This is a genomic window from Pedobacter sp. CFBP9032, from assembly GCF_034045265.1.
GTDB lineage: Bacteria > Bacteroidota > Bacteroidia > Sphingobacteriales > Sphingobacteriaceae > Pedobacter.
The window spans coordinates 199,731-224,132 of record NZ_JAXCWE010000008.1 but is presented as its reverse complement, the minus strand read 5'-3'; the positions used below and the strand labels follow the sequence as shown (position 1 = coordinate 224,132).

The following is a 24,402-nucleotide window of genomic DNA, read 5'->3' as shown; positions in this document are numbered from 1 at the left end:
AAACAATGAAAAGAAATTTAAATATATATCTGTTCACAGCGCTAATCATGATTGGTTTTAGTTCTTGTGAAAAGTTTTTGGATGTTAATGATGATCCAAATAATCCGGTTAATGAGAATTTGCCTTTAAGTGCAAAATTGCCTGCTGCGCTTTTAAGCACTGTAAATCAGGAAGCCATTCAACTGAATCAACTTGGCGCTTTCTGGGGTGGTTACTGGGGAACAAACAGTGAAGGAATTAATCAGTATTTTAAAGAAAAAAGTTACGATGGGCCGTCTATCAGGCACCAGCGGGATGGGATTCCAATCTGGGAAAATGGTTTTCAGAATTTGCTGTATTATCAGTTAATTAAAGAACAAAGTCTGGCAGAAGGTGCAGGTTATTATGCCGGCATCTCTAAAATTATGCAGGGGTGGCACTTTTTAAGGCTGGTTGATATTTACAATAATATTCCGTTTGATGATGCCTTACAGGGCACCCGGTTTCCAACGCCTCGCTATGAAACTGGTCAGGTGGTTTATCAAAAATCAATCAACTTAATTACAGAAGGTATTAATGAGATAAAAAGTGCAGCAGCTGATCCTGGTATTGCAAGGGCAGACATTATATTTAATGGGTCTAAACCATTGTGGGCGAAATTTGGCAATACCATTAAATTAAGAGCGCTGGTTCGGCAGAGCGAAAAAAATAATCAGGCTTACATTGCTGCGGAAATTCAAAAAATACAGGCAGAAGGAAGTGGTTACCTTGAGCTAAACCAAAATGTAACGCTTAAGCCCGGTTATGAAAACACGGCAGGTAAGCTGAACCCGTTTTGGGAAACTTATTACCGTAACGTTCAGGGTGCAACTACTGCTGCTTATGATAACTTAAGGCCAACGACATTTTTAATAGATCAATATAAACAACGGAATGATCCGCGTATGGCGAAAATTTATCAGGCCGTTTCAGGAGATTATAAAGGAGTGCTTTTTGGTAACCCGAATGCTTCGGCAGAGTACAATAGGGCAGTAACTTCAGCGCTTCGTGGTCCGCAAGAAAATGGTAATGCCGCCGCAGGATTACTAAAAAGTGCCTTACAGCCGTTGCTTTTAATGGGTGCTTTTGAAAGCCTTTTCTTGCAGGCAGAAGCTGCACAAAGAGGGTGGATGGCAGGAAATGCGAAAACATTGTACGAACAGGGCATTCAATCATCTTTTGCTTACAACGAAGTTCCGGCTACTGGTTTTGTAGCATATAATGCACAGGCTACGGTTAATTTTGATCTGGCAGCAGATAAAATCAGTGCCATTATCACCCAGAAATGGCTGGCCATGAATGGTACTAACGGAATTGAGGCCTGGAGCGATTACAGAAGATTAGGGCTGCCACTTATTCCTAATTCATTACAGGCTCCTTCGGCCACAGCCCGGCCATTGCGCCTGATGTATCCAGAATCAGAAAGACAGACCAATAATGCGGAGGCTACCAGACAGGGTGGCGACCAGGTAACTGTAGATAAAGTTTGGTGGGATAATTAATTTTCATAAATATTAAAAGGCTGTATCACCTTGCATCGCAGGTGCTACAGCTTCGATTTATTTTGTCCTAGCCGAACTGTTTCTCTTCTTTGGGTAACCAAAGAAGAGAAACAGTTCGGCTCGCAATTGCTGTGAAAGTTAGTGGGTAAGCTTGGACATTGCCATCCCGAAGAATTGACCGTGCCGGTACCAAGAAACAATGGTTAGGCCTTGCTAATTAGCTATAGCGATCGTAATTCCCTCTTTCAGCAATCGCCTTCAACAGCCTTATTATGGCTTTTCGAATGGATGATACAATCCCTTTTATATTTACAAGAACTCTAATCTTTAATTAATTTAAATAAATCGATTATAGACGCTATTATTTAGAACGATTCTTGTTAACTTAGCGAAAATTCTATCTGGCTTAACCATCAGACAGGATGAACAAAGTCACAACTATTCACGTCAAAATGAAAAAAACATTCTTAGCTATTCTTGCAATGGCTGCCCTTCATGCCCAGGCACAGAAAAATACTTTTCTTGAGCAATCCTTCTGGAAAGGAAATACAGATTTGGCTACCATTAAATCGGAAATTGAAAAAGGAAACAGTCCATCTCAATTGAACCAAATGTCGTTTGATGCATCTGTTTTAGCCATAAATAATGGTGCTTCTCAAGAGTCAATCTTATATCTGCTGGCGCAAAAAGGGAACGATGTAAATAAATTAACCCACGATAGCAGAACTTATTTATTCTGGGCAGCATCAAAGGGCAATGTTCCGGTAATGGAATACCTTTTAAAGAATGGTGCTAAAGTAGATATGCAGGATAGTCATGGTTTTACGCCATTAACCTTCGCAGCCGTTGGCGGCCAGGCAGATACCAAAGTTTACGATTTATTGATTGCAAACGGCGCTGACGTTAAAAAAGATTTAAATCACGATGGTGCAAATGCACTTTTAATTGCCATTGCAAACGATAAAAACTTTGCCTTAACGGATTATTTTGTGTCGAAAGGCTTGAGTTTAAACAGTGTGGATGCGAATGGAAATACTGCTTTTAATTATGTAGCCAGAAGTGGAAACATCGAATTGATGAATAAGCTGATTGCGAAAGGCGTAAAATATAACGATAATGCCATCATCATGGCTGCTCAGGGTGGAAGAGGGTCTGCTAACGGATTAGCTGTTTTTCAATACCTTGAAGGCTTAAAATTGAAACCAACAGTTACCGGAAGCAATGGCGAAAACGCTTTGTTTTACATCGCCAGAAAGCCTAAGCAAGAAGAAGTAATTCGTTATTTCCTTTCAAAAGGTGTAGATGTAAACCAGGCAGATAAAGAAGGTAATACTGCCTTTATTAATGCTGCTGGCTTCACCAGGGATTTAGGCACACTTGAGTTGCTTTCTAAAAATGTTAAGAACATTAACCAGGTAAATGCAAAAGGTGTTTCTGCTTTGGCTATGGCTGTTCGAAGCAATACGGGCGAAGTGGTTAAATTTCTTTTAGATAAAGGTGCAGATCTTAATGTGGCCGATAAAGAAGGAAACAACCTGGCTTATTACCTTTTTCAGGGGTATGGTCCGCGTGGAATGGAAGACTTTAATGCAAAACTAAAAGTATTGACTGATAAAGGATTTAATGTAGGTGCCGTTCAACCGAATGGAAATTCCCTATATCATTTAGCGGTGGCTAAAAATGATCTGGCTTTGGCAAAACTTGTTGCTGATTACAAAGTAGACGTAAACTTAAAAAATAAAGAAGGTTATACGGCACTGCACAAAGCAGCTATGACAGCCAAAGATGTGGAGCTATTGCAGTATTTAATTGCTGTTGGTGCGAAGAAAGATGTGGCTACAGATTTCAAAGAAACACCTTATGATTTAGCATCGGAAAATGAATTTTTAACCAAGAACAAAGTATCAATCGATTTCTTAAAATAATAAAATGAATAACTTTTTTAAACTGTGCCTGGCATTTGCACTTGTTTTGGCAATCCCATCGTTCAGTTCTGCTCAAAAAATAGCAAAGTATAAATGCATGGTGCAAATGACCAATTATGTTGGTGAGGGTGCCTATATCGCGGTATCGTTAATCGATGCTAAAGGTGCTTATGAAAAAACACTTTATGTAATGGGTTCTGATAAAAAATGGTACCCCGATTTAAAAGAATGGAATAAAGCTTACAAGAAAAAGCCGACTAATATTAGTGCCATTACTGGTGCATCAGTTACTGGTGGCGACCGCAGTGTAACGGTTTTGGATATTGATACCGATAAAATAAATAAAGGTTACAAATTGCGTTTCGAAACTGCTGTAGAAGATAATAAGTACTATTTAAAAGATCTGGAGATTCCTTTAACTACCGAAGGTTTAGCTGCTAAAACCGAAGGTACGGGATACATTAGATACGTACGCTTAAGCGCAAACTAAAAAAGCTTAATCAATGACCATTTCATTCTGGAGATACAGCCACTTAGCACTGGCGGTATCTTCTTTTCTTTTTATAACCCTTGCTTCCGTAACAGGGATAATCCTGTCTTTTAAGCCCATTACGGAGAAAACACAATCTTTCAAAGCTAAAAACTTCGATCAGCTTACGGTTGCTGAGGTTATTCCTCACCTAAAAAAATCTTATACCGATATCGGTGAGGTTACGGTAGATGTGAACCAGTTTGTAGCTGTAAATGGTACAGATCTTCAGGATAACTCTGGAAATTTCTACGTAGATCCTTCAACAGGAAAATCATTAGGTAAAGTAGGTAAGGAGAATGAATTCTTCAGGTGGGTAACTACGCTTCACCGTTCGTTGTTTTTGCACGAAACCGGAAGGATTTTCATTGGAATAACAGCCTTCCTGTTATTTTTAATTGCTACATCAGGTACCGTGTTGATTATTCAACGCCAAAGGAGTTTCAGAAAATTTTTCGGAAAAATTGTAAGAGATGGTTTTGCACAATATTACCATGTAGTATTGGGCAGATTGTTGCTGATTCCAATCATTATCATCTCATTAAGTGGAACCTTTTTATCACTGCAAAGGTTCGGCTTTATCAAAGCGCAAAAGATTACGCACCAGGTTGATTTTGATGCCCTCAAAACAGCACCTGGAAAAAAGATTGCTGATTTCGAGGTGTTCAAAAATATTCCCATTGGTAAAGTTCAGTCTATTGAATTTCCATTTTCTGAAGATGTAGAAGATTATTTTACCCTGAAGCTCTATGATAAAGAAATTACGGTCAACCAGATCACGGGTGAAATACTAACCGAAGAGGCTTATTCCAAAGCGACATTGTTCAATAATTTAAGTTTGGATTTGCATACCGGTAGGGGCAGTGCCATCTGGGCGGCTGTTCTGGCCATTGCCTCTGCAAACATTTTATTTTTTATTTACTCGGGTTTTGTCATCTGGTGGAAACGCAGCCGAAACAAAATCAGGAATAAGTATAAATCAGATCAGGCGGAGTTTGTTATTTTAGTAGGTTCTGAAAATGGAACTACTTTTCGTTTTGCCGGGGCCATACACGAGCAACTCTTAAAGAACGGAAAAATTTCTTTCCTAACGGAGTTGAACAATTTTAAAATTTTTCCGAACGCAAAACAACTTCTTGTTTTTACGGCAACTTATGGTCAGGGCGAGGCGCCAACCAATGCCCGGAAATTTAGATCAATACTAGAGAAGTATCCTCAAAATCATACGGTAGATTTTGCGGTGGTGGCCTTCGGTTCACATGCCTACCCGGATTTCTGTAAGTTTGGTTATGAGGTAAACAATGCACTATCGAACCAGGAATGGGCGAGGCCATTAGTTGAAATTCATACGGTAAATGATCGGTCACCTGAAGAATTTACTAAGTGGGCAACACTTTGGGCACAACATTCAGAAATGGAGCTAAGTTCATTATCTAAATTATTGGAGGCAAAGCCTATAAAAACACAATCTTTTGAAGTGATCTCAAAAACGGTTTCTACGCACGCGGAAACTTCATTTATTATCCGTTTGCGACAGCAGAGAAGGAAAAAGTTTACTTCAGGAGATTTGCTGGCCATTTACCCGGCTAACGATCATCGCGAGCGGCAATATTCTATTGGTAAAATAGATAAAGATGTTCAGTTAAGCGTTAAACTGCACGAAGGTGGATTGGGCTCCGGGTTTTTGCATAACCTCGCAATCGGACAGCAATTAAATGCAGTCATTTTAAAAAATGAACATTTTCATTTTCCTGAGAAAGCCAAAACCGTAGTCATGATTTCCAATGGTACCGGAATTGCACCATTTTTAGGAATGTTAAACCAACATAGCAAAGGGCGGAATATTCACCTCTATTGTGGCTTTAAGAATAAAGATTCTTTTTCGCTTTATGAAAATGCGTTAATAACAGAACTTTCCAAGCTGACCAAATTAAACGTTGCCTACTCGAGAGAAGGAGATAAGCAATATGTGAAAGATTTGTTGGTAAAAGATGCCTCCTTTATTGGTGAGGCGCTAAACAATGGAGGCGTAATCATGCTTTGTGGCTCACTGAGTATGCAGAAAGATGTTATTGCCTGGCTGGAAGATGTATGTGCGCAACTTAATGCGCAAGATGTAAGTTATTACCAATCCCGCGGCCAGATTTTAATGGATTGCTATTAGGGAAGACATAAATCTATTACCATAGCGATCCAAATTCTATGTTGAAGTAAGGTTATTCAAGGGTTCACAATTTGCATAACACTCGATAATGCGGAGAATATATTGTCTAATCTCCGCATTTTTGCGGAGATTAATTTGAAATATGCGGAGATTATAATTAACTTTGGTTTCAACGGGAAATCAAATGTATATCTATCAGCAAAAGAACTGGCCAAATTTTACCTGGGATCAGGAATTAATTTCCGGGTCTCTAGCTAATATCCGGTATAAACAAGGCAAGCTTCTTGGCAAGATGGAAGGATTTGGATTTGACTTACAGGAGAAGGCAACGCTTGAAAACCTCATTCAGGACGTATTGAAATCTAGTGAAATTGAAGGAGAGATGCTCAACCGCGATGAAGTGAGGTCTTCTATTGCCCGCAGATTGGGAATGGAGATAGCGGGAATGATACCGTCAGATAGAAATGTTGACGGCGTTGTTGAAATGATGCTGGATGCCACACAGCGCTATCAGGCCAAATTAGATACTGAACGTTTATTCGGATGGCACAATTCATTGTTCCCGACAGGAAGAAGCGGCATGTATAAAATTATAGTTGGCAATTGGCGTAACAATACGAAAGATGACCCTATGCAGGTGGTGTCTGGTGCATTAGGAAAAGAAAAAGTTCACTTTCAGGCACCTGATTCAGTGGTGTTAAATAAGGAAATGCTTCAATTTACAGATTGGTTTAATCACGACGATAAAACTGACCCTATAATTAAGGCAGCCTTAGCACATTTATGGTTTGTTACCATTCACCCGTTTGATGATGGAAATGGTAGGATTGCCAGGGCGATAACGGATATGCAACTGGCACGTGCTGATGAAACTACTCAAAGGTTTTACAGCCTTTCGGCGCAGATTAGATTGGAACGAACTGCCTATTACAGCATTTTAGAGAAAACCCAGCGTGGATCATTGGAGGTAACAGCATGGCTGGAATGGTTTCTTGCCTGTTATAATGCTGCGCTTTCCAATACGAATGATACGCTTACAAGAGTGGAGCAGAAAGCCCGGTTTTGGGAAAATTCAGCAATCTTTGATATCAATAACAGGCAAAAGCTAATGCTTAATAAACTTTTAGATGGCTTTGATGGCAAACTAAACTCTTCTAAATGGGCAAAAATTGCAAAGTGTTCTCAAGATACTGCTGGCCGCGATATTAATGATTTATTGAATCGTGGCGTTTTGAAGAAGGAAGCCGCAGGGGGCAGGAGTACAAGCTATATTTTAAGTTAGTTAGCAATAGCCATTAAAAGGTTAAGTCCCCTTTTTCCACTGGTTAATTGTTTTCTGACTCAAATTTTTAGAGTGGTAAACCTGACCATCATCACTAAACATCACACAGCTAAATTGTGGAAACTGGTTGATAAATTTCAGTCCGGCTTCTTTTCCTAAAACCATGATAGAAGTGCTGAAACCATTGGCCAGCTCTGCATCTGGGCCGAAGACCGTTACACTGGTTAATCCGGTTGCAGGATAACCCGTAACCGGATTAATAATGTGTGAATATCTCTTTCCATTAAATACCACGAACTTTTCATAATTTCCAGATGTTACCACTGCACTATTTTTTAATGGCACCACTGCATAAAGGCTATCCTTATGAAATGGGTGGGTGATGCCAATGGTCCAATGATTACCCTTTGGATGTTTGCCCCAGGTACTCATGTCGCCCGAGCCATTTACTATTCCTGCTTTGATCCCTTTTTTCAGCATGATATTCCGGCACTGATCGGCAGCATAACCTTCTCCAAGCGCGCCAAAACCAATCTTCATGCCTTTTAATTTTAGGAAGATAGTGGAGTTTACGCTATCCAGCATGATGTTTTTATAGCCTACCTTCTCAACAGATTTTTTAATGGCATCAGCAGTTGGCATTTCGGTCATGGATCCATTAAACTTCCAGATTCTATCCATTGCAGCGAAGCTGATATCGAAAGCACCTCCGGTAATTTTAGATAAGTAGAGTGCTCGTTTAGTCAACTCAAATACTTCCTTGTCAACTTTTACTGGTTTAATGCCCGCATTACTGTTCACTTGAGAAATTTGAGAAGTGGGTTTCCAATCAGAGATTAAAAATTCAATTCTGCTAATTTCATTAATTACCGTATCAATATTGTTTTCAGCTGTTTGAGCATCTTTCGCAACAATGGTGATTTCAAATTTACTTCCCATTAACAGGGTAGTCCTTTTGCGCAAAACCTGGGCGAAGGTGGTTGTACTGAGCAGTAGGAAAAGGATAATCAGCTTAATTTTCAAGGTAATTTCTTTTGGTAATCAATATCCAAATTTAAGAAAGCAATTGCGAAAGCTTGTTAATAACAGCCAATAAAAAAGGCCCCAAAGTAAGATAAGTTACTTTAGGGCCTTAATTCTGAAGAGCTATTTTTAGAATTTATATGATAAGGTAGTCATGAATTGACGTGGTGGGATTGGGTTCACACTATAGTTTTCATGAACGAAATAATTTAACTCGTTGGTGATGTTTGCAATTTTAGCCAGCAATGAAAGTTTTTTCCAGCTGTAACCTGCAGAAAAATCGACAGTGGTAAATCCGGTTAATGGGATGATACCTGAAGAAGAGTTATTTTTAGTTGTATTTCTACCACCATTTCGATCACCTGTGTAGAATGCTGATGCACCAAATTTCAAACCTTTTACTGCGCCATCCTGAAAGGTGTAAAATAAAGTTCCATTGGCGGTGTTTTTAGTGGTGCCCACAACGCGTTCACCTTCAACGATACCACTGGTTGGCAATGTTGATGTATAACGCATGTAGTTATAACTGTAACCAGCAATAAAATTTAGGCCGTTTACTATCGTTCCAGAGAAGTCAATTTCAAGACCATCACTAGCTGTTGCGCCAGAAAATTCACGTTTTGTTGGATCTGCCAAAGCAGCCTGTGCAAATTTGTCGTTTTTGATTTTGTATACTGTTAAGTTAGCAGAAAGCTTTCCGTCGAAGAAATCGTTCTTGATACCTGCTTCGTATTGATCAATAATTGATGGCTCCATCGGGCCGTTGGTGGCGATATCAATCCCTGTGTTTGAGGTAAAGTTATTAGAATAGCTCAAATAAATTGAGGTGGTCTTTAATGGCTCATAAATTAATCCAAACTTGGGCGAAAATGCTTTATCAACCTTATCGATAGCAGTTCCTTTAGTTTCTGCACTGGTTGCGATGGTAGTAATGTCGGTGGTCGGTGTTTTCTGGAACGACCACCGTATCCCAGCTAAAACTTTAAACTGTGGCGTTAAACTAACCAGATCTTGCGCAAAGCCGCCCATCCTAAATACTGAAGCATCTGTATTTGTCAATAGGGTTGTCATTGGCATATTGAAATTGGTCGGCTGATTAAAGGTTGTTGGATCTAGTAAATTAACAGTATCATAATAAGTTGGAGTTACAATTGGTAGCCGATTTGTTGAGGCGAAACCTCCGGTCGTTGTGTTGGCTTGATCTGCATCTACGCCGACTAACAAAGTATGTTTTATAGCGCCAGTATTGAAATTACCGTTTAAGTTCACTTGTTGATTAAATGTGAATTCTTCGATATCGGAACGTGTTAAGGCACGGTTCCATATACCTGCAGCGTTAGCAGCCGGGCGTTCTGCCGAGAAATAATCCCTGTTGTATGATTGGAGTGACGCGCTCACGTTTAATTTCCAGTCATCATTAAATTTATGATTTAAAACTGCTTGAGCTGTAGCGGTATTGGTTTTATTGTAAGCCCAGTCCGTATTTACAAATACATTTCTTCCCAATGGAGAAAGTTGGTTGCCTATCGTTCCTATTCCGAAATCAGGTGTGAAATTGCTTTTCAAATAATCTCCCTGAACAATAATTTCTGTTTTGTCACTGATCTTATAAAGTAATGACGGATTTACATAAAACCTTTTTGAAGATACATTATCTCTATAGCTTCCGGCTTTTTCATAACTTCCAATTACTCTGAATGCGATTTTTTTTGATATTGGACCATATAAATCCACGATTGGCTTATATAAATCATATGAGCCCACGCGCATAGATATTTCTCCTCCGTATTCAAACTTTGGCTTTTTAGTAACCATGTTAACGACAGCACCGCCACTAACACCTCCATACAGTAGTGCGGCACTTCCTTTTAGCACTTCAACAGACTCTAAAGTACTTGCTTCGGGACTTCCTCCAATGGTTGTTCTGGCGCCGTTTTTGAAAACATTGTTACCACCTAAACTATAACCTCTGGCAAAAAAGTTCTCACCAACCGAGCCTCTATTAGCTCCAAGAGCCACTCCATTAACATTCTTCATTACATCGCCTAAGGTGTTTGCCTGCTGGTCTCTGATCACCTGAGTATTAATGATCTGAACGGACTGTGGAAGATCTTTAGGAGCAATGGCGATTTTGCCCAGATTAACCGGTTTTGTATTTGGCGTTCTGTATCCCTTGATAGCAACCTCATCTAATTCTGAGGAAGATTCTGCGATAGCAAATGATACCTGTGCATCTGCGCCTGACACAACAGAAACATTCTTTTCCTGAGTTGAAACACCAACAGCAGAAATCTTAATTGTATAGTTCCCGGGAACTACATTTTTTAGATTGAAGTTTCCTTTGTCATCCGTTTTAGTGGTTTTGTTAGTGTTTTTCAAACCAACGCTAACGAAAGAAGCTGGATTTCCATCACTTGTTTTAATGGTTCCGGATACCGATCCATTTTTTGATTGCGCAAATGCTGCGCCAGTGAGTAGGATAAAGAGAATCGTTAAATTAAAAACCTGGGTAAATTTTTTGCACATCTTATTTAGATTAATTCTTAGTTGGCGCAAAAGAAAGAAATTAAAACGAGATTAGAAAGACTTATATTTAATTATTCTAAATAATAATAATAATTGGCAGGTTTAGTCTTTTTTTGGCGTTTATATGCGAAAAATGATGCACATAGCGATTGTTTAATAGCCGTAAATTTTAATATATTTTCTTAAAGCCTGAATTGATTTAGCTTTAAAGCTTTAAATTGATTAGGATCGTAACTAGACTAGGAACAAACTGAACACTTGAGTTTATGAACATCATATTTCGTGCCTTCTGTGTTTCCGTGGCAAAATAGCGTTCGATTGATTAGGGGATTAGGGAGATTAAAACAAGACTGAACAAATGAGTTTATGAGCATCATATTCCGTGCCTTCTGTGTTTCCGTGGCAAAATAGTTCGATTGATTAGGTGAGTAGATAGACTATGACCAAACCGAACAAACGAGTTATGAACATCATCTTCCGTGCTTTCTGTGTTTCCGTGGCAAAAATAGCCTTCGATTGTTTAGGGGTGTAGAAAGACTAAAACAAGATCTAACAAATGAGTTTATGAACATCATCTTCCGTGCCTTCTGTGTTTCCGTGGCAAAAATAGCATTCGATTGTTTAGGGGAGTAGCGAGACTATGACCAAACCGAACAAACGAGTTATGAACATCATCTTCCGTGCTTTCTGTGTTTCCGTGGCAAAAATAGCCTTCGATTGATCAGGGCCGTAGGATACATCATCCTTAATTCTTTTTTAGCATCATTTCCTGAGCGGCTGCTATCGATAAGTCCTTATCCCAAATCACTTCAGATTGATAGTTTTTTTTCAAAAGATTGATGTACTCGCTCATAGGCATTAATCCCATTTGTTTTCTACGTGTATCTAAATCATCGGGATTATCTATTGGCCAGATCGTAACAATGTTTCCTGTTTTGAGGGTTTGCGTTCCAAATGTTTGTTTTTTTCCCTTCCTGAGTTGCATTCTGTCTTGCAGTGTTGCCAGATCGGTTTTTGCAACAATACCCATACCTGCCTGGGCTTTTAAAACAGGAAAATATTTAGACATAAAAGCTGTATCTGCATGGTCGATAACCAGAAAGATGGTATTGTTTTCAACCGCATTAAGTCCTTTTGGCCAGCCACACTGATCCAGAAGCGATGCAATATAAAGCTGATTCTGCCGATCACTGGCTTTCATTTCCAAAGCAATTTTTTTCATAGCTTCCGGATCTTTCGTGGCCATCTCTTTAATTAATTTTGTCCTGATCTCCTGATCAGCTTCCCGGATTGTTTTTAGTTTTTGTTTGATAGCAAGACTATCATTACAAGGTAAATCTTGTGCATAAGATAGATTAAACGCAAGGAACAGCAGAAGGATAGAAAGGATTTTTTTTAACATAATTGTGAAATTTTAAAGGTTATTCAATGCCAGCAAATTAATAAATTTTATATTTAATACGAATCATTTCGTATATTAAAGTATGTTTTTAATCTCGCGGATTTTAAAAATAAATAGAAGATCAATGGTTAGCATCTTTCACTGATCTTCTATTTATTTAAAGCTAACACATGTCAGATTTTATCACAAAATGCTACGGCTATGGTTATTTTATAGGCGTTTTAACCCAATAATTCAAATTTAAAAGAAGATTTTGTGAGTATATTTAAGGATTCACCAAGTCTTTATAGGGCAGGTTGAAGGAACCGTTGGTAATACTAACCGCCTGTCCGGCTTGGTTTCTTACTGTTCCGGAAAAAGTTCCTTTTATGCCTTGTTTGCTAATGGCCTCTATTTTTACGGTAAAAACATCATCAGCCCAGGATGTGTTCCAGATTAGTGATCCCTGATCGGTTTGAACAACATAACGTGCTATCATTAAAGGTTCGGACGGAGTGCTGTAAGTACCAACACCTATATTTCCACCTTGTTTCCAGATTTCAAAATCTAGGCTTGGAGGAAGTTGCTTAGGGTTATTAAGCAGGCTACTTTCTGATCCGCCAATAACAATATGTTCCCAGCGGTCGTCATTTCCACCACCCTGAAAGTTTACGGAATAATAGTTAATTTCTTTTCCACCTACCGTTGCTTTAAAAAAATAGTCTTTAGCTTCTTCAGCTCCGCCATCGCTATCTTTTTTACATCCGCCCAGCGAAATGAGAAAAAAAACAGATAGAACGGCTAAAAAAAAGCGGGATAATTTTGTTAAAGGGTAATTACGATCTGCGTCTTTTTCGTTAAGGGGATGATTTCTGTAAATGAACCAGCTTAATTTTTTCATTTTTCATGTAAATAGGTAAGCAGCAAAACTATTCCCAATATTCGGAATAATAAATACCATCTTTAGCCGATTTATTTCTACTGGTTTTTAGGTAATTTTGACTAGTTGATCCCGGTTTTTCACCATTTGTAGATTTTTGGCAGATATTTACTATCCGTAAGAAAAAAAAATAATAGTGGCCCTTATTAAGCAAGGCCGATTTTAGCTAATGAAGAAATTACTCCTTTTACCTATTCTGCTGTTGGTTGGCCTGGTAGCAATGGCGCAGCAGCAATTGCCGCTTAATGAAGACCGATACCTAGATAGCCTTCAAAATATAATCAACAGCAGTAAAGATGATAGTTTAAAAGCCGAAGCAAGTTTCACATTGGTTTATTACTGGAAGGTACGCGATACTGTAAAAAGCCAAACTTATTTGTCCATCGGTAAAAGGCTTGTGGGTAATTCGGCATACCTCAAAGCATCTTCAATTTTCTATGAAGGTCAATATTATTCAGCCCGAAATCCGAAAAAAGCCGCCGTTTTTTTCAAAAAAGCTGAGGAAGCCTTTGCATCAATTCACAGCAAACCAGCTTATGCTAAAAGAGCATCTGCCTGGTTTTATTATGCCTTGGCGGAAGTTAATACGAAAGGTTATGAATTTATAACCAAAATAACACTAGATAAAGTGATTCCACTGGCTAAGAAATCCGGAGATATTGAAAATATTGCCCATTACTATAGCCAGTTATCGACTTTGCTAATGAATAATGCACAATTTACCAAAGCAACGGAATACGACGAGCAGGCGATTGCTATTCTGGAAAAGCATGCTCCAAAATCTTCTGCACTGGTAATCGCTTACCTTAATGGTGTAAGTATTTACTGCTATAGTGTGCAATCTGTAAAGGCTAAAAAACTGCTCGATAAAGCACAAAATTTGCTCCTGCCATTTCCGGCATCTGTAAATTACCCGCTTTATTATTATAATGAGGCGCTTTATTATACCACTATAGAATCCTATCCAACGGCACTCGCCAGCGTTGATAAAGGAATTGGAATGGCGAAAAGACTTAAACAAACGCAGCTTTATCAACAGTTCATCTTCAGGAAATACGATATTTTTAAACAACAAAAAGCATATCAGAAAGCTAAAAGTTTACTGCTGGGTGTAATTGCCGAAGGTACGCTCGTGGCCGACATTAATGACAGAGCTACTATATACAATGAATTGGCTACGATTAACGGATCGTTGAAAAACTATGAAGACGCTTATCAATGGCTCAAAAAGTCGAAGTTGATCACAGATAGCATCAACGGAAATCAAACGAAGCTCAAAATTAACGAGTTGGAAGCCCGTTTTAGAAAGGCTGAAGACAGACGTAGAATTGCAGCACTGCAAAACCAGGCAAAGCAAGCGTTACTAGAGGCCAGAAACGGAAAATTAATGACGTGGCTTTTAGGCTTAGGGTGCCTGCTGGTGATCATTATACTGGTGTCTTTATTAATTTATTCCAGGTATAAACGGAAGCTTTTTCATCAGCGCGAGATTAACTTCGCTCAGAAACTGGAAGAAATGGAGCAACGAGAGAAACTTAAAGTAACAGAAGCCATGCTTGATGGAGAGGAGCATGAACGCGAACGGGTGGCCCGGGATCTTCATGATGGGTTAGGTGGAATGTTAGCTGGTGTTAAAATCGGACTCTCCGGATGGAAAAATAACACCCCTGAAGTGTCAAACGACCATGAGTTGCTTCGGGTAATTGGGCAATTAGATTCTTCTGTAACTGAGCTGCGGAGAATTGCACGTAATATGGTGCCCGAAACACTGCTGGATTTCGGACTGGAAGTAGCTTTGAAAGACCTTTGCGAGTTTTACATGCGCGAAGATTTGCAAATTAACTTCGAAGCATTTAATATTAAAGCAGATATTCCAATCGCTGTGCAGCTTCACATTTACCGGATTGCACAAGAATTGATTTCTAATGCCATTAAACACGCCAATGCATCAAGAATTATCTTGCAATGTAGCCAGGATAGCACTATTTTCTTAATTACTTTTGAAGATAACGGCATTGGTTTTGATTACGACAAACAAGTACAGCATAAAGGAATGGGACTGAAAAGTATCAGAAACCGGGTGAATTTTTTTAACGGCAACCTGGAAATTCAGTCTGAAGTAGGTGAGGGGACAACCATAAATATTGAATTGAAGATAGATGCAAAAAGATAAGCTGCTTACCGCCATAGTTGATGATCATCCAATTGTGATCGAAGGTTTAAAAAATATGCTCAAAAACGAGGCTAATATTGAAGTTATCGGTGGCTTTCAAAATGGAGCAGAGATTTTATCTTACCTGGAAAACGAAAAAGTTGATTTGGTTTTGCTGGATATTAGCCTTCCTGATATAAATGGAATGGAACTGTGTTTAGAAATCAAAAAGAAGTACAGATCTGTTATCGTGTTGATTTTGAGCAACAGAACGGAACGTAGCATTGTGGTACAGACAATTCAGAATGGAGCAAGCGGTTATTTGCTTAAAAACAGCTCGCTTGATGAACTCAGGCGCTGTATCACAGAAGCAGTAAAAGGAAGCATTTGCTACAGCAAGGAAGTAATGGAGATTCTCAGTCGCCCATCAAGGAATGAATTACTTGCAGCCCCTCGGTTAACCAAACGGGAAAAACAGATTCTCGAATTAATCGCCCAGGGCAAAACAAGCCAAACTATTGGCGAAGAACTATTTCTGAGTCCGTTAACCATTGATACCCACCGAAAAAATCTCCTTCAGAAATTTCAGGTTAGAAATGTTGCCGAACTGATTATGTCTGCCAATCAGCAGCATTTACTTTGACTATCACTGCTTTAGCGAGTATATCAGGTTTAAGGCGTAACAAAACGCCGTGAACAAAGTGGTATTGAGGGTGGGAAAAAGGAACTAAATGCGAATAGATCAAAATGAGTTTCCCATCGTTTATAAATCAATTGTATTCACTATTTTTGCAGCTATGTTGCTAAGCAACAGGTTCCCCACTTCTAAACTTCAATGGTAACAAAAAATATTTTTTTTATAGCGGTTAGAAACCTCGCTATACTGCTGTCTATTTTCTTTTCGGCCGATGTTTTTGCGCAAAAAGAGAAACATTCAGATAACCAGGATGTGTCTATTCTTTCAGATTCTGCTACTTTGACCAAGGGCGATTACCTGATGCATTTGGAAAAAGTATTTGAAGCCATAAACAAAGTTCCGGTAACTGTAGGCTCGTTTAAAAAGCTAAAGTCTATGGAGGCACACCTAACGCAGGATGAAGCAGCACTCGCACTACTAAAAAGCAGGCTTACACAATCAGACCGGAATTTGAATCTTCATAATTTGCAAATGGACCAGACGCTGCTGGAAGAACTGCAAAGCAATAACAGAGATTGTTTAATGGATCTCGATGAATATGAGAAAGAGTTAAGGGCATTGAAAACCCAGATTCTTAACCTGCGTAAAGATACGGTACTCATAAAAGTATTTACCCAGCCCGGTATGCGGATCATGTTTAAAGATCAGTTTGCCGAACTGAAAAAGAAACGCATCGTTACAGACAGCCTAATAAAAAGCGCTACAGCATCCATTAATGTTCTTCATGCAAGAACTTCATCTAACCTGATCAATATTAAGGAACTGATGTACCTTACGGATAGTCAGCTTGATGCGGTAAGTATAAAAGCCTTCGGAAAAGAGCGTCGGTACCTTTGGGAATCGGTTAACGTGCGGGCTAATAAAAGTGTGGGCTTCCGCAAATTTATTAGGGGAGAACAAGAAATATCAGGTTATTATTTTGTGTATACCAGGAGTAGCCGGATGGTACTTCTTTTTATCTGCACTGTATTTTTCTTCTGGGTATTCTTCAATTTTCAAAGTGTAAAACAGCGCGGTCGTTTAGAAACACTCGATGATTTCACATTGATTAGTCCGCAGCCCTATTTAATTACCTTTATTATGCTTTTTGCCCTCGCGCCAATTTTTGATCTCAGGGCACCTGCACTTTATATAGAAGGGGTACAAGTGATACTGGCCATTTTGCTTTCGGTCTACTTAAGAAAAAAACTGAGTAAAAAATCATTTTACTATTGGTGCATCTTTGTGGTACTTCTTCTTGCGCCTGTTTTTTTACGTCTTTTAGGCATGCCGCCACGATATCAACGCTGGCTTCTCTTATTTTTGAGTTTAAGTTCTATAGCATATGGTATAATGGTGTGGAAAATGCTCGATGAAAAAGTGAAAAAGTATAAAATGATTCTCGTTACTGGTTTTGTGTATACTATATTTGCCATCGTGGCCACTTTCTGTAATTTATTTGGTCGGTTTACCCTTGCGCAGATTTTTTATTCAACGGGTGTGAGTTCGTTGTTAAATGCCATTTCACTCACCATTTTAGCAAAAGTACTGGTAGAGGCTTTTCTATTGCAAATGAAAAGTAGCAGAATCAGGAAAGGGTACCCGGAATATTTCGAATGGCAGCCTGTAATTGCTGGCCTGAAAAGACTTACCGGCATAGGAGCTACCCTAATTTGGTTTGTGATCTTTACCACTAACCTCAATGTTTTTAATGGCCTTTACGAATCGGTAATGGAAGTGCTTACACAAAAAAGAACCATAGGAAGCTTCTCTTTTACTTTTGGGGGGATTGTTCTTTTTCTAGGGATTGTATGGGTGGCTAACTTTCTGCAAAAATATATTGCTTATTTCTTCGGAGACACGGGTGATGATACTTTTGAAGATAATAAAGGGGAGCGATCCAAGTTGTTGGTTACCAGGTTGGTATTGCTTATTGGCGGCTTTTTAATTGCTGTTGCAGCTTCTGGTCTTCCTATCGATAAAATTACGGTTATCCTGGGTGCACTAGGGGTTGGTATCGGGCTTGGTTTGCAGAATATAGTAAGTAATTTCGTTTCGGGGATCATTCTTATTTTTGATAAGACCATCCGGATTGGTGACATTGTTGAACTCAGCAACAAGAAAGGCCGGGTGAAAGAAATTGGCGTTCGTGCTAGTACTTTACTAAGTGATGAAGGCGCTGAGATTATCATTCCGAATGGCTCTATTTTATCCAACAACATTATCAACTGGACTTTGAGCAACAACCAGATGCGGGTGGATCTCTCATTGTCGATAGCGAAACCATTTAATTCAACAGAAGTGGTGAGCCTGATCAGGGAAATAATTATAGAAAACAATAATGTATTTGTGAGTAAGGAGCCTATTATTTTGATAAGTCCAGTGAGTAAGCTGAACAGTAATATCAATATTTATTTCTGGTGTAAAGATATTTCTAAGGCTGACCTTACGAGAAGCATTATTAATGCTCAGATATTTGAAACGTTTGAGGAGAAGGAGATTGAGATTTTGTAGGTGGCGGTTGTATTTTTCAATAAAGAGCATATGCAAATTGATCTTCACTATTTTTAGATAAAATTCTGGGTTTTGATATATATTTATTGAAATTTACAATTAATGCTCTTATTACAAATCACGGGCCTTTCTGGCGTTGGCAAAACCACGCTAGCACAATGGGTTAGCTACCAATTGATCAAAATGGGTCATTCCTGCATCGTCATAGATGGCGATAGTTATCGGAAAACCCTTTGCAAAGACCTTGGTTTTTCTCATGCTGACCGATTGGAAAATATCAGGCGTTTGGGAGCTGTGGGTTACGATCATGCTCAACAAGGTACCATTGCCATTATTGCCGCAATCAATCCTTTCGAGGCCGCCCGGCAGGAATTGAAATCGCTGTACCATGCCAAAACAGTATGGATAGATTGCCAGATGGATACGCTTATTGAAAGGGATACAAAGGGGCTTTACCGAAAGGCATTACTTCCGCCAGGCCATCCGGAAAAAATAATGAACCTCACCGGCGTTAATGATGTTTATGAAAAGCCTGCTCAGCCAGATTTATACCTCAATACAGACCTGCTAACCCTAGATGCTGCCGGAAGTTTGCTGTTAAATTTTATTCTTTTACAGCTTGATGAGTCTTAGTTTCGCTAGGGTTTGTTGGTCGTAAATCGAGGTGCAAGGCCTCAATAATTTATGAATTCAGCTTTGTACAATTTCTAATAAGCCAGCTATTCTGGTCTTTCCGTACAGAGCCACTTTTGCATCGCAGGATAGGGATTTAAACCGTTGGTATGTGCCTGTTTTTCATCATAAGTCATTCCAAGCCATTGCAATAAAGGAACACCTAAATACCTGCCCTGGCTAAAGTTCTCAATCAGGTTTTGGCTTCCACCTTTGTAGCCTTCTGCGTGAAACACAATGTGCGGATCAAGGCTCAGGTGAACGGATGCCGCGTATGACCATGCAATAGCCATCATTTCACCGCCCTCATGTAAATCGCCACTTAAAAGGTTATCGCTCATGGTGTGTCTAATAGCAGGCGGCATGCAAGCCAAATGTCCGGCCTCATGCAAAATATCACCAGGATAAAGTAATTTTTCCATATCAATAATCAATGTTCCCATATGCAATTTAAGTCCTGGTAAAAAGGTTTCGTTAGTAATGGGTTCGAGGCGATAGTTGATGCCAATTTTTTCTAAAAAAGAAAGTATAAGGCTAATATGATGTTCCATATTTTGTAGGTTCTGGATACTATTTACTTTTTTTATCTATAAAAACTGTTATTATTAATAGCATCGTCTAAAAATGTAGACGATTGGTTGTCTAAACATGAAATTAAAAATGTGTGGCTACAAATCCGGATTATAAATTTGAAGATTAATAAACAATGCCTAATATTACAAAAAAAAACGCTCAATTGTCCAGATATATCAAATTCAACCAGCAATACAATGTTCCGTTGCTTAAAAGCGAGCTTGCTACAGCTATGGCATTAAACTGGCCAGATCATTTTAATAAAAAAGACTACAATGGAAGCTGGCAAAGCATTTCATTACAATCGGCCAGTGGAAGGGAAGATGATATTTTGGCTAATTATGGTGTAACTCACTACAAGGAAACGGCCTTGTTAAAGAAGCTCCCGTACATTAAATCAATATTGGATTCATGGGATTGCCCGAAAGAAGCAATCAGATTATTGGCATTACATCCCGGGGCCGAAATTAAACCGCACCGTGATCGGGGTTGTAACTATGTTAATGGAGTTTGCAGGATCCACATACCCATTCAAACCAATCAGGCAGTTCAGTTTAAGGTAAGTGATGAATTTCTGGTATTGGAAGAAGGTACCAGCTGGTATATTGATTTCGACGAAATTCATACCATTAAAAATAATGGAAAGTCGGTTAGGGTTCATTTGGTAATAGATTGTATCCGTAATGATTGGACTGATGCGTTTTTTACAGCTCACGGTTATGATTTGGCATCAGAAAAGCAAGGGCAACAAATGAACGAAGATCAGACGTTAATGGTGATAGCAGCGTTAGAAAGATTGGATGTTCCGGCAGCAAAACAATTGATTGAAGACCTCAGGAAAGGTAGGTGATGGAAGACTTGCGTAACTGGATACCTTACAAATTAGAGAACGATGCGGGGGCCTGGCAACTGCGTTGGATGGATCTTTTTGCTCATCATATTGCTGAGCCTTTTTTTGATGAAACCATTAGTATTGGTTTAGCTAGGATGCGAGAGCGTTCTCCTTATCACACTTTAAGCAATACCGATTTTCTGGTCGAATCATCTTTTGGTATAAACACTATAGCACCAACATGCTTTGTTTTTCATGTATCGCGTTGTGGTTCAACGCTGTTAACGCAAGCACTGTCTACTGATCCGGGAAACATTGTGTATGCAGAACCGCCCTTACTTGATGAAATTTTGAGGGCTTCTCTGCACGACAAAAATCTAACGGAAATGGAAATGGAAAGCTGGTTTAAGGCTGCGCTTAAAATGATGGGTCAGCAGCGAAACAACCAGCATCAAATGTTAATTATAAAGCTTGATAGCTGGCACATTCATTTTTACCCGCTATTAAGGAAATGGTATCCCAATACGCCTTTTTACTTTCTTAGCAGGAAACCTGATGCGGTTATCGCTTCCCATGATAAACGGCGCGGACTGCACAGTATACCCGGACATATCGAGGCAGATTTGCTGAAGGTCAAATTACATGATCAGCATTACCGCGATTTTAATTTCTTCACCGCCCAGGTATTGGAAGCCTATTATAAGGAAATTTGTGAGATAGTTTATGCGAATCATCCGCTCGATCATTTTTACGATTATGGCTGGGGGATGAATAACCTGATTACACATTTTTTTGCTGCTATAGGTAAGGAAATTGCGAAGGGAAATGAAATGGAAAAGCGGTTAAGCTTTCATAGTAAATATCCTGATCAACGCTATCGTGTTGAAGATGAAGTTGATATTTCTGCATATCCCGATACTCATCTGGCCTATCAACTTTTAATTGATGCACTTTCAAAAAAGCATCAATTGTTATAAACCTCAGATACTTCGGAAGAATTATTGATCTAAAATAAATCGGAGTATGTGGGTGATTCTTTCAGGTAATACCGTTTCTATCGGTTAGTCATACCTATTTTTTAGGAGTCAGAATAATTTATTTTAGATATTCCTGATGTTTAAGTGAAAGTTGTTGACAATTGTCAATAAGAAAAAAACAGCTTCAAAAAGCCTTTCTAGTACGACAAATGAAGTATTTGTTTAAAATTTTCTTGTCTGTTGCAAAATACTTAAATATAGTGATTGCTTTATATCATTTTTTTGTCAGATATTTACATTCTAAATCATCTATATTCAACTCCCATGAATCTTGAAAGACGCTCATCTTTAAAGAATGTATTATTATTCTTTATTGGCCATCCCCGGGCCATATCTACTTATACATTAGCAGAATCAGAATCCTGTACAAAAAATGATAGTTTACGGCATACAGAAGCCAAATTAACAACAAACAAATATCATTTAAATATTGTATCACCTGTATTTAACGGGTTTAAAACTGTTGTTGCCAAATATTTTACGAAACATTGCTTGGGTCAGCTTTTTATGATCAGAAGAATAAGTAAGCTGAATCAGTATACGTTGGATTACCATCCAGAAAAGCTTAAACAAAAAATAGTACTATTCTTACACGTGCCTTCCTATATATTTTCTGATTCACAAATCTATAACTGTCATTCCGGAATTTCGGAATTTCAGAAAAAAGGAATCAATAATTTCAGATTACAACTTAGATAGCAGAGAACAATTTAAAATTATAGTCATCCGAGCAACTGGTCATTCTGCACATTATTTTTTTTAAACTAGAATACATATCAAAAGGCTATCTGAGGTTTTCGTACACGAATTCTGCAAAATCCCTTCAATAGCTAGAATACATCCATTAATTAGATATCAATCAATTTATTATTTAACCATATAATTAAAACTATGTCTACAGAACCATTTATTGGAGAGATTAAAATTTTAAGTTTCAACTTTGCTCCAAGAGGATATATGACCTGTGCAGGTCAGATATTGTCTATTGCGCAAAACACGGCCTTATTTTCATTATTAGGAACTTACTATGGAGGCAACGGACAAACGACTTTTGGATTGCCGAATTTGCAGGGGCGTATGCCTATTGGACAAGGGCAAGGACCAGGTTTACCTGCTTATACTATAGGTGAGGTTGCAGGTGTGCCAAATGTAACGTTATTAACAGCAAACATACCTGCACACATTCACACAGTTAATGCGCTTAAGATAAGGCAACAAGCTTCTTCTAATGCTGCAGATGAATTATCTCCTGATGGTACCTTTCCTGCAACAGCGGTAACTGCTATGTATGGATCTGCTGCAACTACAGGAATTTATACCGGTGGTGTAGAGGTTTCAGGTACGACAGACATTACCGGATCTGGTTTGCCAGTTTCAATCATGAATCCTTACCTGGTAATTAATTATTCTATTGCTACTCAAGGAATATTTCCAAGTAGAAACTAAAAAAATCATTAAAGGGGGAGTCTTTTAGATTACCCCTTTTAAACACTCTGCAACTGTATGCAAACAATAGGGATTTTATTACCCAGATCAACATATTACCAAACCATTGGTTTTGATCTTTTTGAAGGATTGCGATCTGGATTAAGGCATTTGGGGAGAAGTGATATTAAGATAATTACTGAGAATATCGGCTTTGGTGCCGAAAAGCAGCAATGCTACCGAAGCGCAGAAAAGCTTTTGCTTGAAGAAAACGTTTCTGTGGTTATTGCCTACATCGGGCACCGTACGGCACAACTGCTCAGGCCACTTTTTCTTGCTGCCAATAAAATGCTGATTGTATTAGACGCTGGCGCCAATTTACCTAATGAATGGCCTGCCTGCCCTAATGTTTTTTATCATTCCCTTCATAATGCCTTAGGTGCTTCGCTTGCAGCAAAACAGGCTAAAAACGATGGTTTTAAATCAGCAGGCATGGTAACCGGATATTATGATGGAGGATATTTGCATACCTATGGTATCTCTAAAGCATTTCAGGATAATGGTGGGAATATCGTTTTTAATCATGCTACCGGATATATTCAACAGGAATTTACCATTGACCCGCTAAAAGAACATTTGGCACAATTTCCGAACAGTGCCCTGCTCAGCATTTTTAGTGGTGATTTTGTTCAATGGTATTTTGAAAGCCTTAAAAACTCATTTGAGGGACAAAATCTTCCGGTTTATCTGCCACCATTTGGCTTTGAAGAAACGATGCTGTCTGATGCTGCATATCCTGGCCATCAGATCAAAGGAATTGCCGCATGGTCAAAAAAAATAGCCTCTAATGATAATGAGGTTTTTGTTCAAACCATCTCAAATGCTGGCAGAACACCTAATTTATTTTCTTTATTGAGTTGGGAAAGCGCATCAATAGCCATAAAAGTATTGGCATTAATTGATGAACATAAAAATATTACTGCAAAGATCGTAGCAGGATTACAATCGTTTGAATTTAATGGCCCAAGGGGGAAAATTTATTTCGATGCCAAAACCAACACTTCTATCTCACCATTGTACAATGCCACTATAATTCCTGATCAGGAAGGGAAATGTGAAATCCGTATAGAAAGCATGGTAAATGATGTAGCAGATCAATTTAAAGAACTATCTACCTACGAACTGGATCATGCCATGTCTGCATGGTATAATAGCTATACATGTATTTAAC

Annotated in this window: 18 protein-coding genes; 13 read left to right on the top strand and 5 right to left on the bottom strand. The window is 38.7% G+C overall.

The annotated features are described in order from the left end of the window. The first annotated feature begins 5 nt into the window (after positions 1–5). The 5 genes from SOM16_RS15870 to SOM16_RS15850 all read left to right on the top strand — a co-directional run bounded on the left by SOM16_RS15870 (position 6) and on the right by SOM16_RS15850 (position 7,420). Positions 6–1,520 (top strand): SusD/RagB family nutrient-binding outer membrane lipoprotein, encoded by a 1,515-nt coding sequence (locus SOM16_RS15870; protein ID WP_320464980.1) that lies wholly within the window; start codon positions 6–8, stop codon positions 1,518–1,520. A 452-nt stretch (positions 1,521–1,972) separates the two neighbouring features. Continuing rightward, positions 1,973–3,445, top strand: a complete 1,473-nt coding sequence (locus SOM16_RS15865) for an ankyrin repeat domain-containing protein (protein ID WP_320464979.1) — start codon at positions 1,973–1,975, stop codon at positions 3,443–3,445. A 4-nt stretch (positions 3,446–3,449) separates the two neighbouring features. Beyond that, positions 3,450–3,935: a DUF2271 domain-containing protein gene (locus tag SOM16_RS15860; protein ID WP_320464978.1), complete on the top strand. Its 486-nt coding sequence runs from the start codon at positions 3,450–3,452 to the stop codon at positions 3,933–3,935. A 13-nt stretch (positions 3,936–3,948) separates the two neighbouring features. Continuing rightward, entirely contained in the window at positions 3,949–6,138 is a 2,190-nt protein-coding gene (locus SOM16_RS15855) for a PepSY domain-containing protein (protein WP_320464977.1), read from the top strand. Between the two features lie 184 nt (positions 6,139–6,322). After that, positions 6,323–7,420, top strand: a complete 1,098-nt coding sequence (locus tag SOM16_RS15850; protein ID WP_320464976.1) for a Fic family protein — start codon at positions 6,323–6,325, stop codon at positions 7,418–7,420. 21 nt (positions 7,421–7,441) lie between these two features. On the opposite strand, the gene SOM16_RS15845 is transcribed toward SOM16_RS15850, so the two are convergent. From SOM16_RS15845 to SOM16_RS15830, 4 genes are all read right to left on the bottom strand, one after another. After that, entirely contained in the window at positions 7,442–8,443 is a 1,002-nt protein-coding gene (locus SOM16_RS15845) for an FAD:protein FMN transferase (protein WP_320464975.1), read from the bottom strand. 129 nt (positions 8,444–8,572) lie between these two features. Continuing rightward, positions 8,573–10,969, bottom strand: coding sequence for a TonB-dependent receptor (locus tag SOM16_RS15840; RefSeq protein ID WP_320464974.1), 2,397 nt, complete (start codon positions 10,967–10,969; stop codon positions 8,573–8,575). Between the two features lie 745 nt (positions 10,970–11,714). Then, positions 11,715–12,371, bottom strand: a complete 657-nt coding sequence (locus SOM16_RS15835; protein WP_320464973.1) for a DUF6624 domain-containing protein — start codon at positions 12,369–12,371, stop codon at positions 11,715–11,717. A 265-nt stretch (positions 12,372–12,636) separates the two neighbouring features. Next, on the bottom strand, positions 12,637–13,251 hold the full coding sequence (locus tag SOM16_RS15830) for a hypothetical protein (protein WP_320464972.1): 615 nt from the start codon (positions 13,249–13,251) through the stop codon (positions 12,637–12,639). Positions 13,252–13,459: 208 nt separating this feature from the next. Between SOM16_RS15830 and SOM16_RS15825 the strand changes: the two genes are divergently transcribed. From SOM16_RS15825 to cysC, 4 genes are all read left to right on the top strand, one after another. Beyond that, entirely contained in the window at positions 13,460–15,463 is a 2,004-nt protein-coding gene (locus SOM16_RS15825) for a sensor histidine kinase (protein WP_320464971.1), read from the top strand. After that, a complete protein-coding gene (locus SOM16_RS15820) occupies positions 15,450–16,085 on the top strand; it encodes a response regulator transcription factor (protein ID WP_320464970.1) in 636 nt (211 codons plus the stop codon). The genes SOM16_RS15825 and SOM16_RS15820 overlap by 14 nt, the downstream gene beginning before the upstream one ends. 192 nt (positions 16,086–16,277) lie before the next feature. After that, positions 16,278–18,632: a mechanosensitive ion channel family protein gene (locus SOM16_RS15815; protein ID WP_320464969.1), complete on the top strand. Its 2,355-nt coding sequence runs from the start codon at positions 16,278–16,280 to the stop codon at positions 18,630–18,632. Between the two features lie 102 nt (positions 18,633–18,734). Further along, positions 18,735–19,265, top strand: a complete 531-nt coding sequence (gene cysC / locus SOM16_RS15810) for an adenylyl-sulfate kinase (RefSeq protein ID WP_320464968.1) — start codon at positions 18,735–18,737, stop codon at positions 19,263–19,265. An 86-nt stretch (positions 19,266–19,351) separates the two neighbouring features. Here cysC and SOM16_RS15805 read toward each other — a convergent pair whose 3' ends face one another. Next, positions 19,352–19,855 (bottom strand): hypothetical protein, encoded by a 504-nt coding sequence (locus SOM16_RS15805; RefSeq protein WP_320464967.1) that lies wholly within the window; start codon positions 19,853–19,855, stop codon positions 19,352–19,354. 155 nt (positions 19,856–20,010) lie between these two features. Here SOM16_RS15805 and SOM16_RS15800 point away from each other — a divergent pair, with 155 nt between their 5' ends. From SOM16_RS15800 to SOM16_RS15785, 4 genes are all read left to right on the top strand, one after another. Continuing rightward, a complete protein-coding gene (locus SOM16_RS15800) occupies positions 20,011–20,727 on the top strand; it encodes an aspartyl/asparaginyl beta-hydroxylase domain-containing protein (RefSeq protein WP_320464966.1) in 717 nt (238 codons plus the stop codon). Further along, positions 20,727–21,686 (top strand): hypothetical protein, encoded by a 960-nt coding sequence (locus SOM16_RS15795; protein ID WP_320464965.1) that lies wholly within the window; start codon positions 20,727–20,729, stop codon positions 21,684–21,686. The genes SOM16_RS15800 and SOM16_RS15795 overlap by 1 nt, the downstream gene beginning before the upstream one ends. Before the next feature lie 951 nt (positions 21,687–22,637). Beyond that, on the top strand, positions 22,638–23,192 hold the full coding sequence (locus SOM16_RS15790) for a phage tail protein (RefSeq protein ID WP_320464964.1): 555 nt from the start codon (positions 22,638–22,640) through the stop codon (positions 23,190–23,192). A 57-nt stretch (positions 23,193–23,249) separates the two neighbouring features. Further along, positions 23,250–24,401, top strand: coding sequence for an ABC transporter substrate-binding protein (locus SOM16_RS15785; RefSeq protein ID WP_320464963.1), 1,152 nt, complete (start codon positions 23,250–23,252; stop codon positions 24,399–24,401). Position 24,402 lies beyond the last annotated feature (1 nt).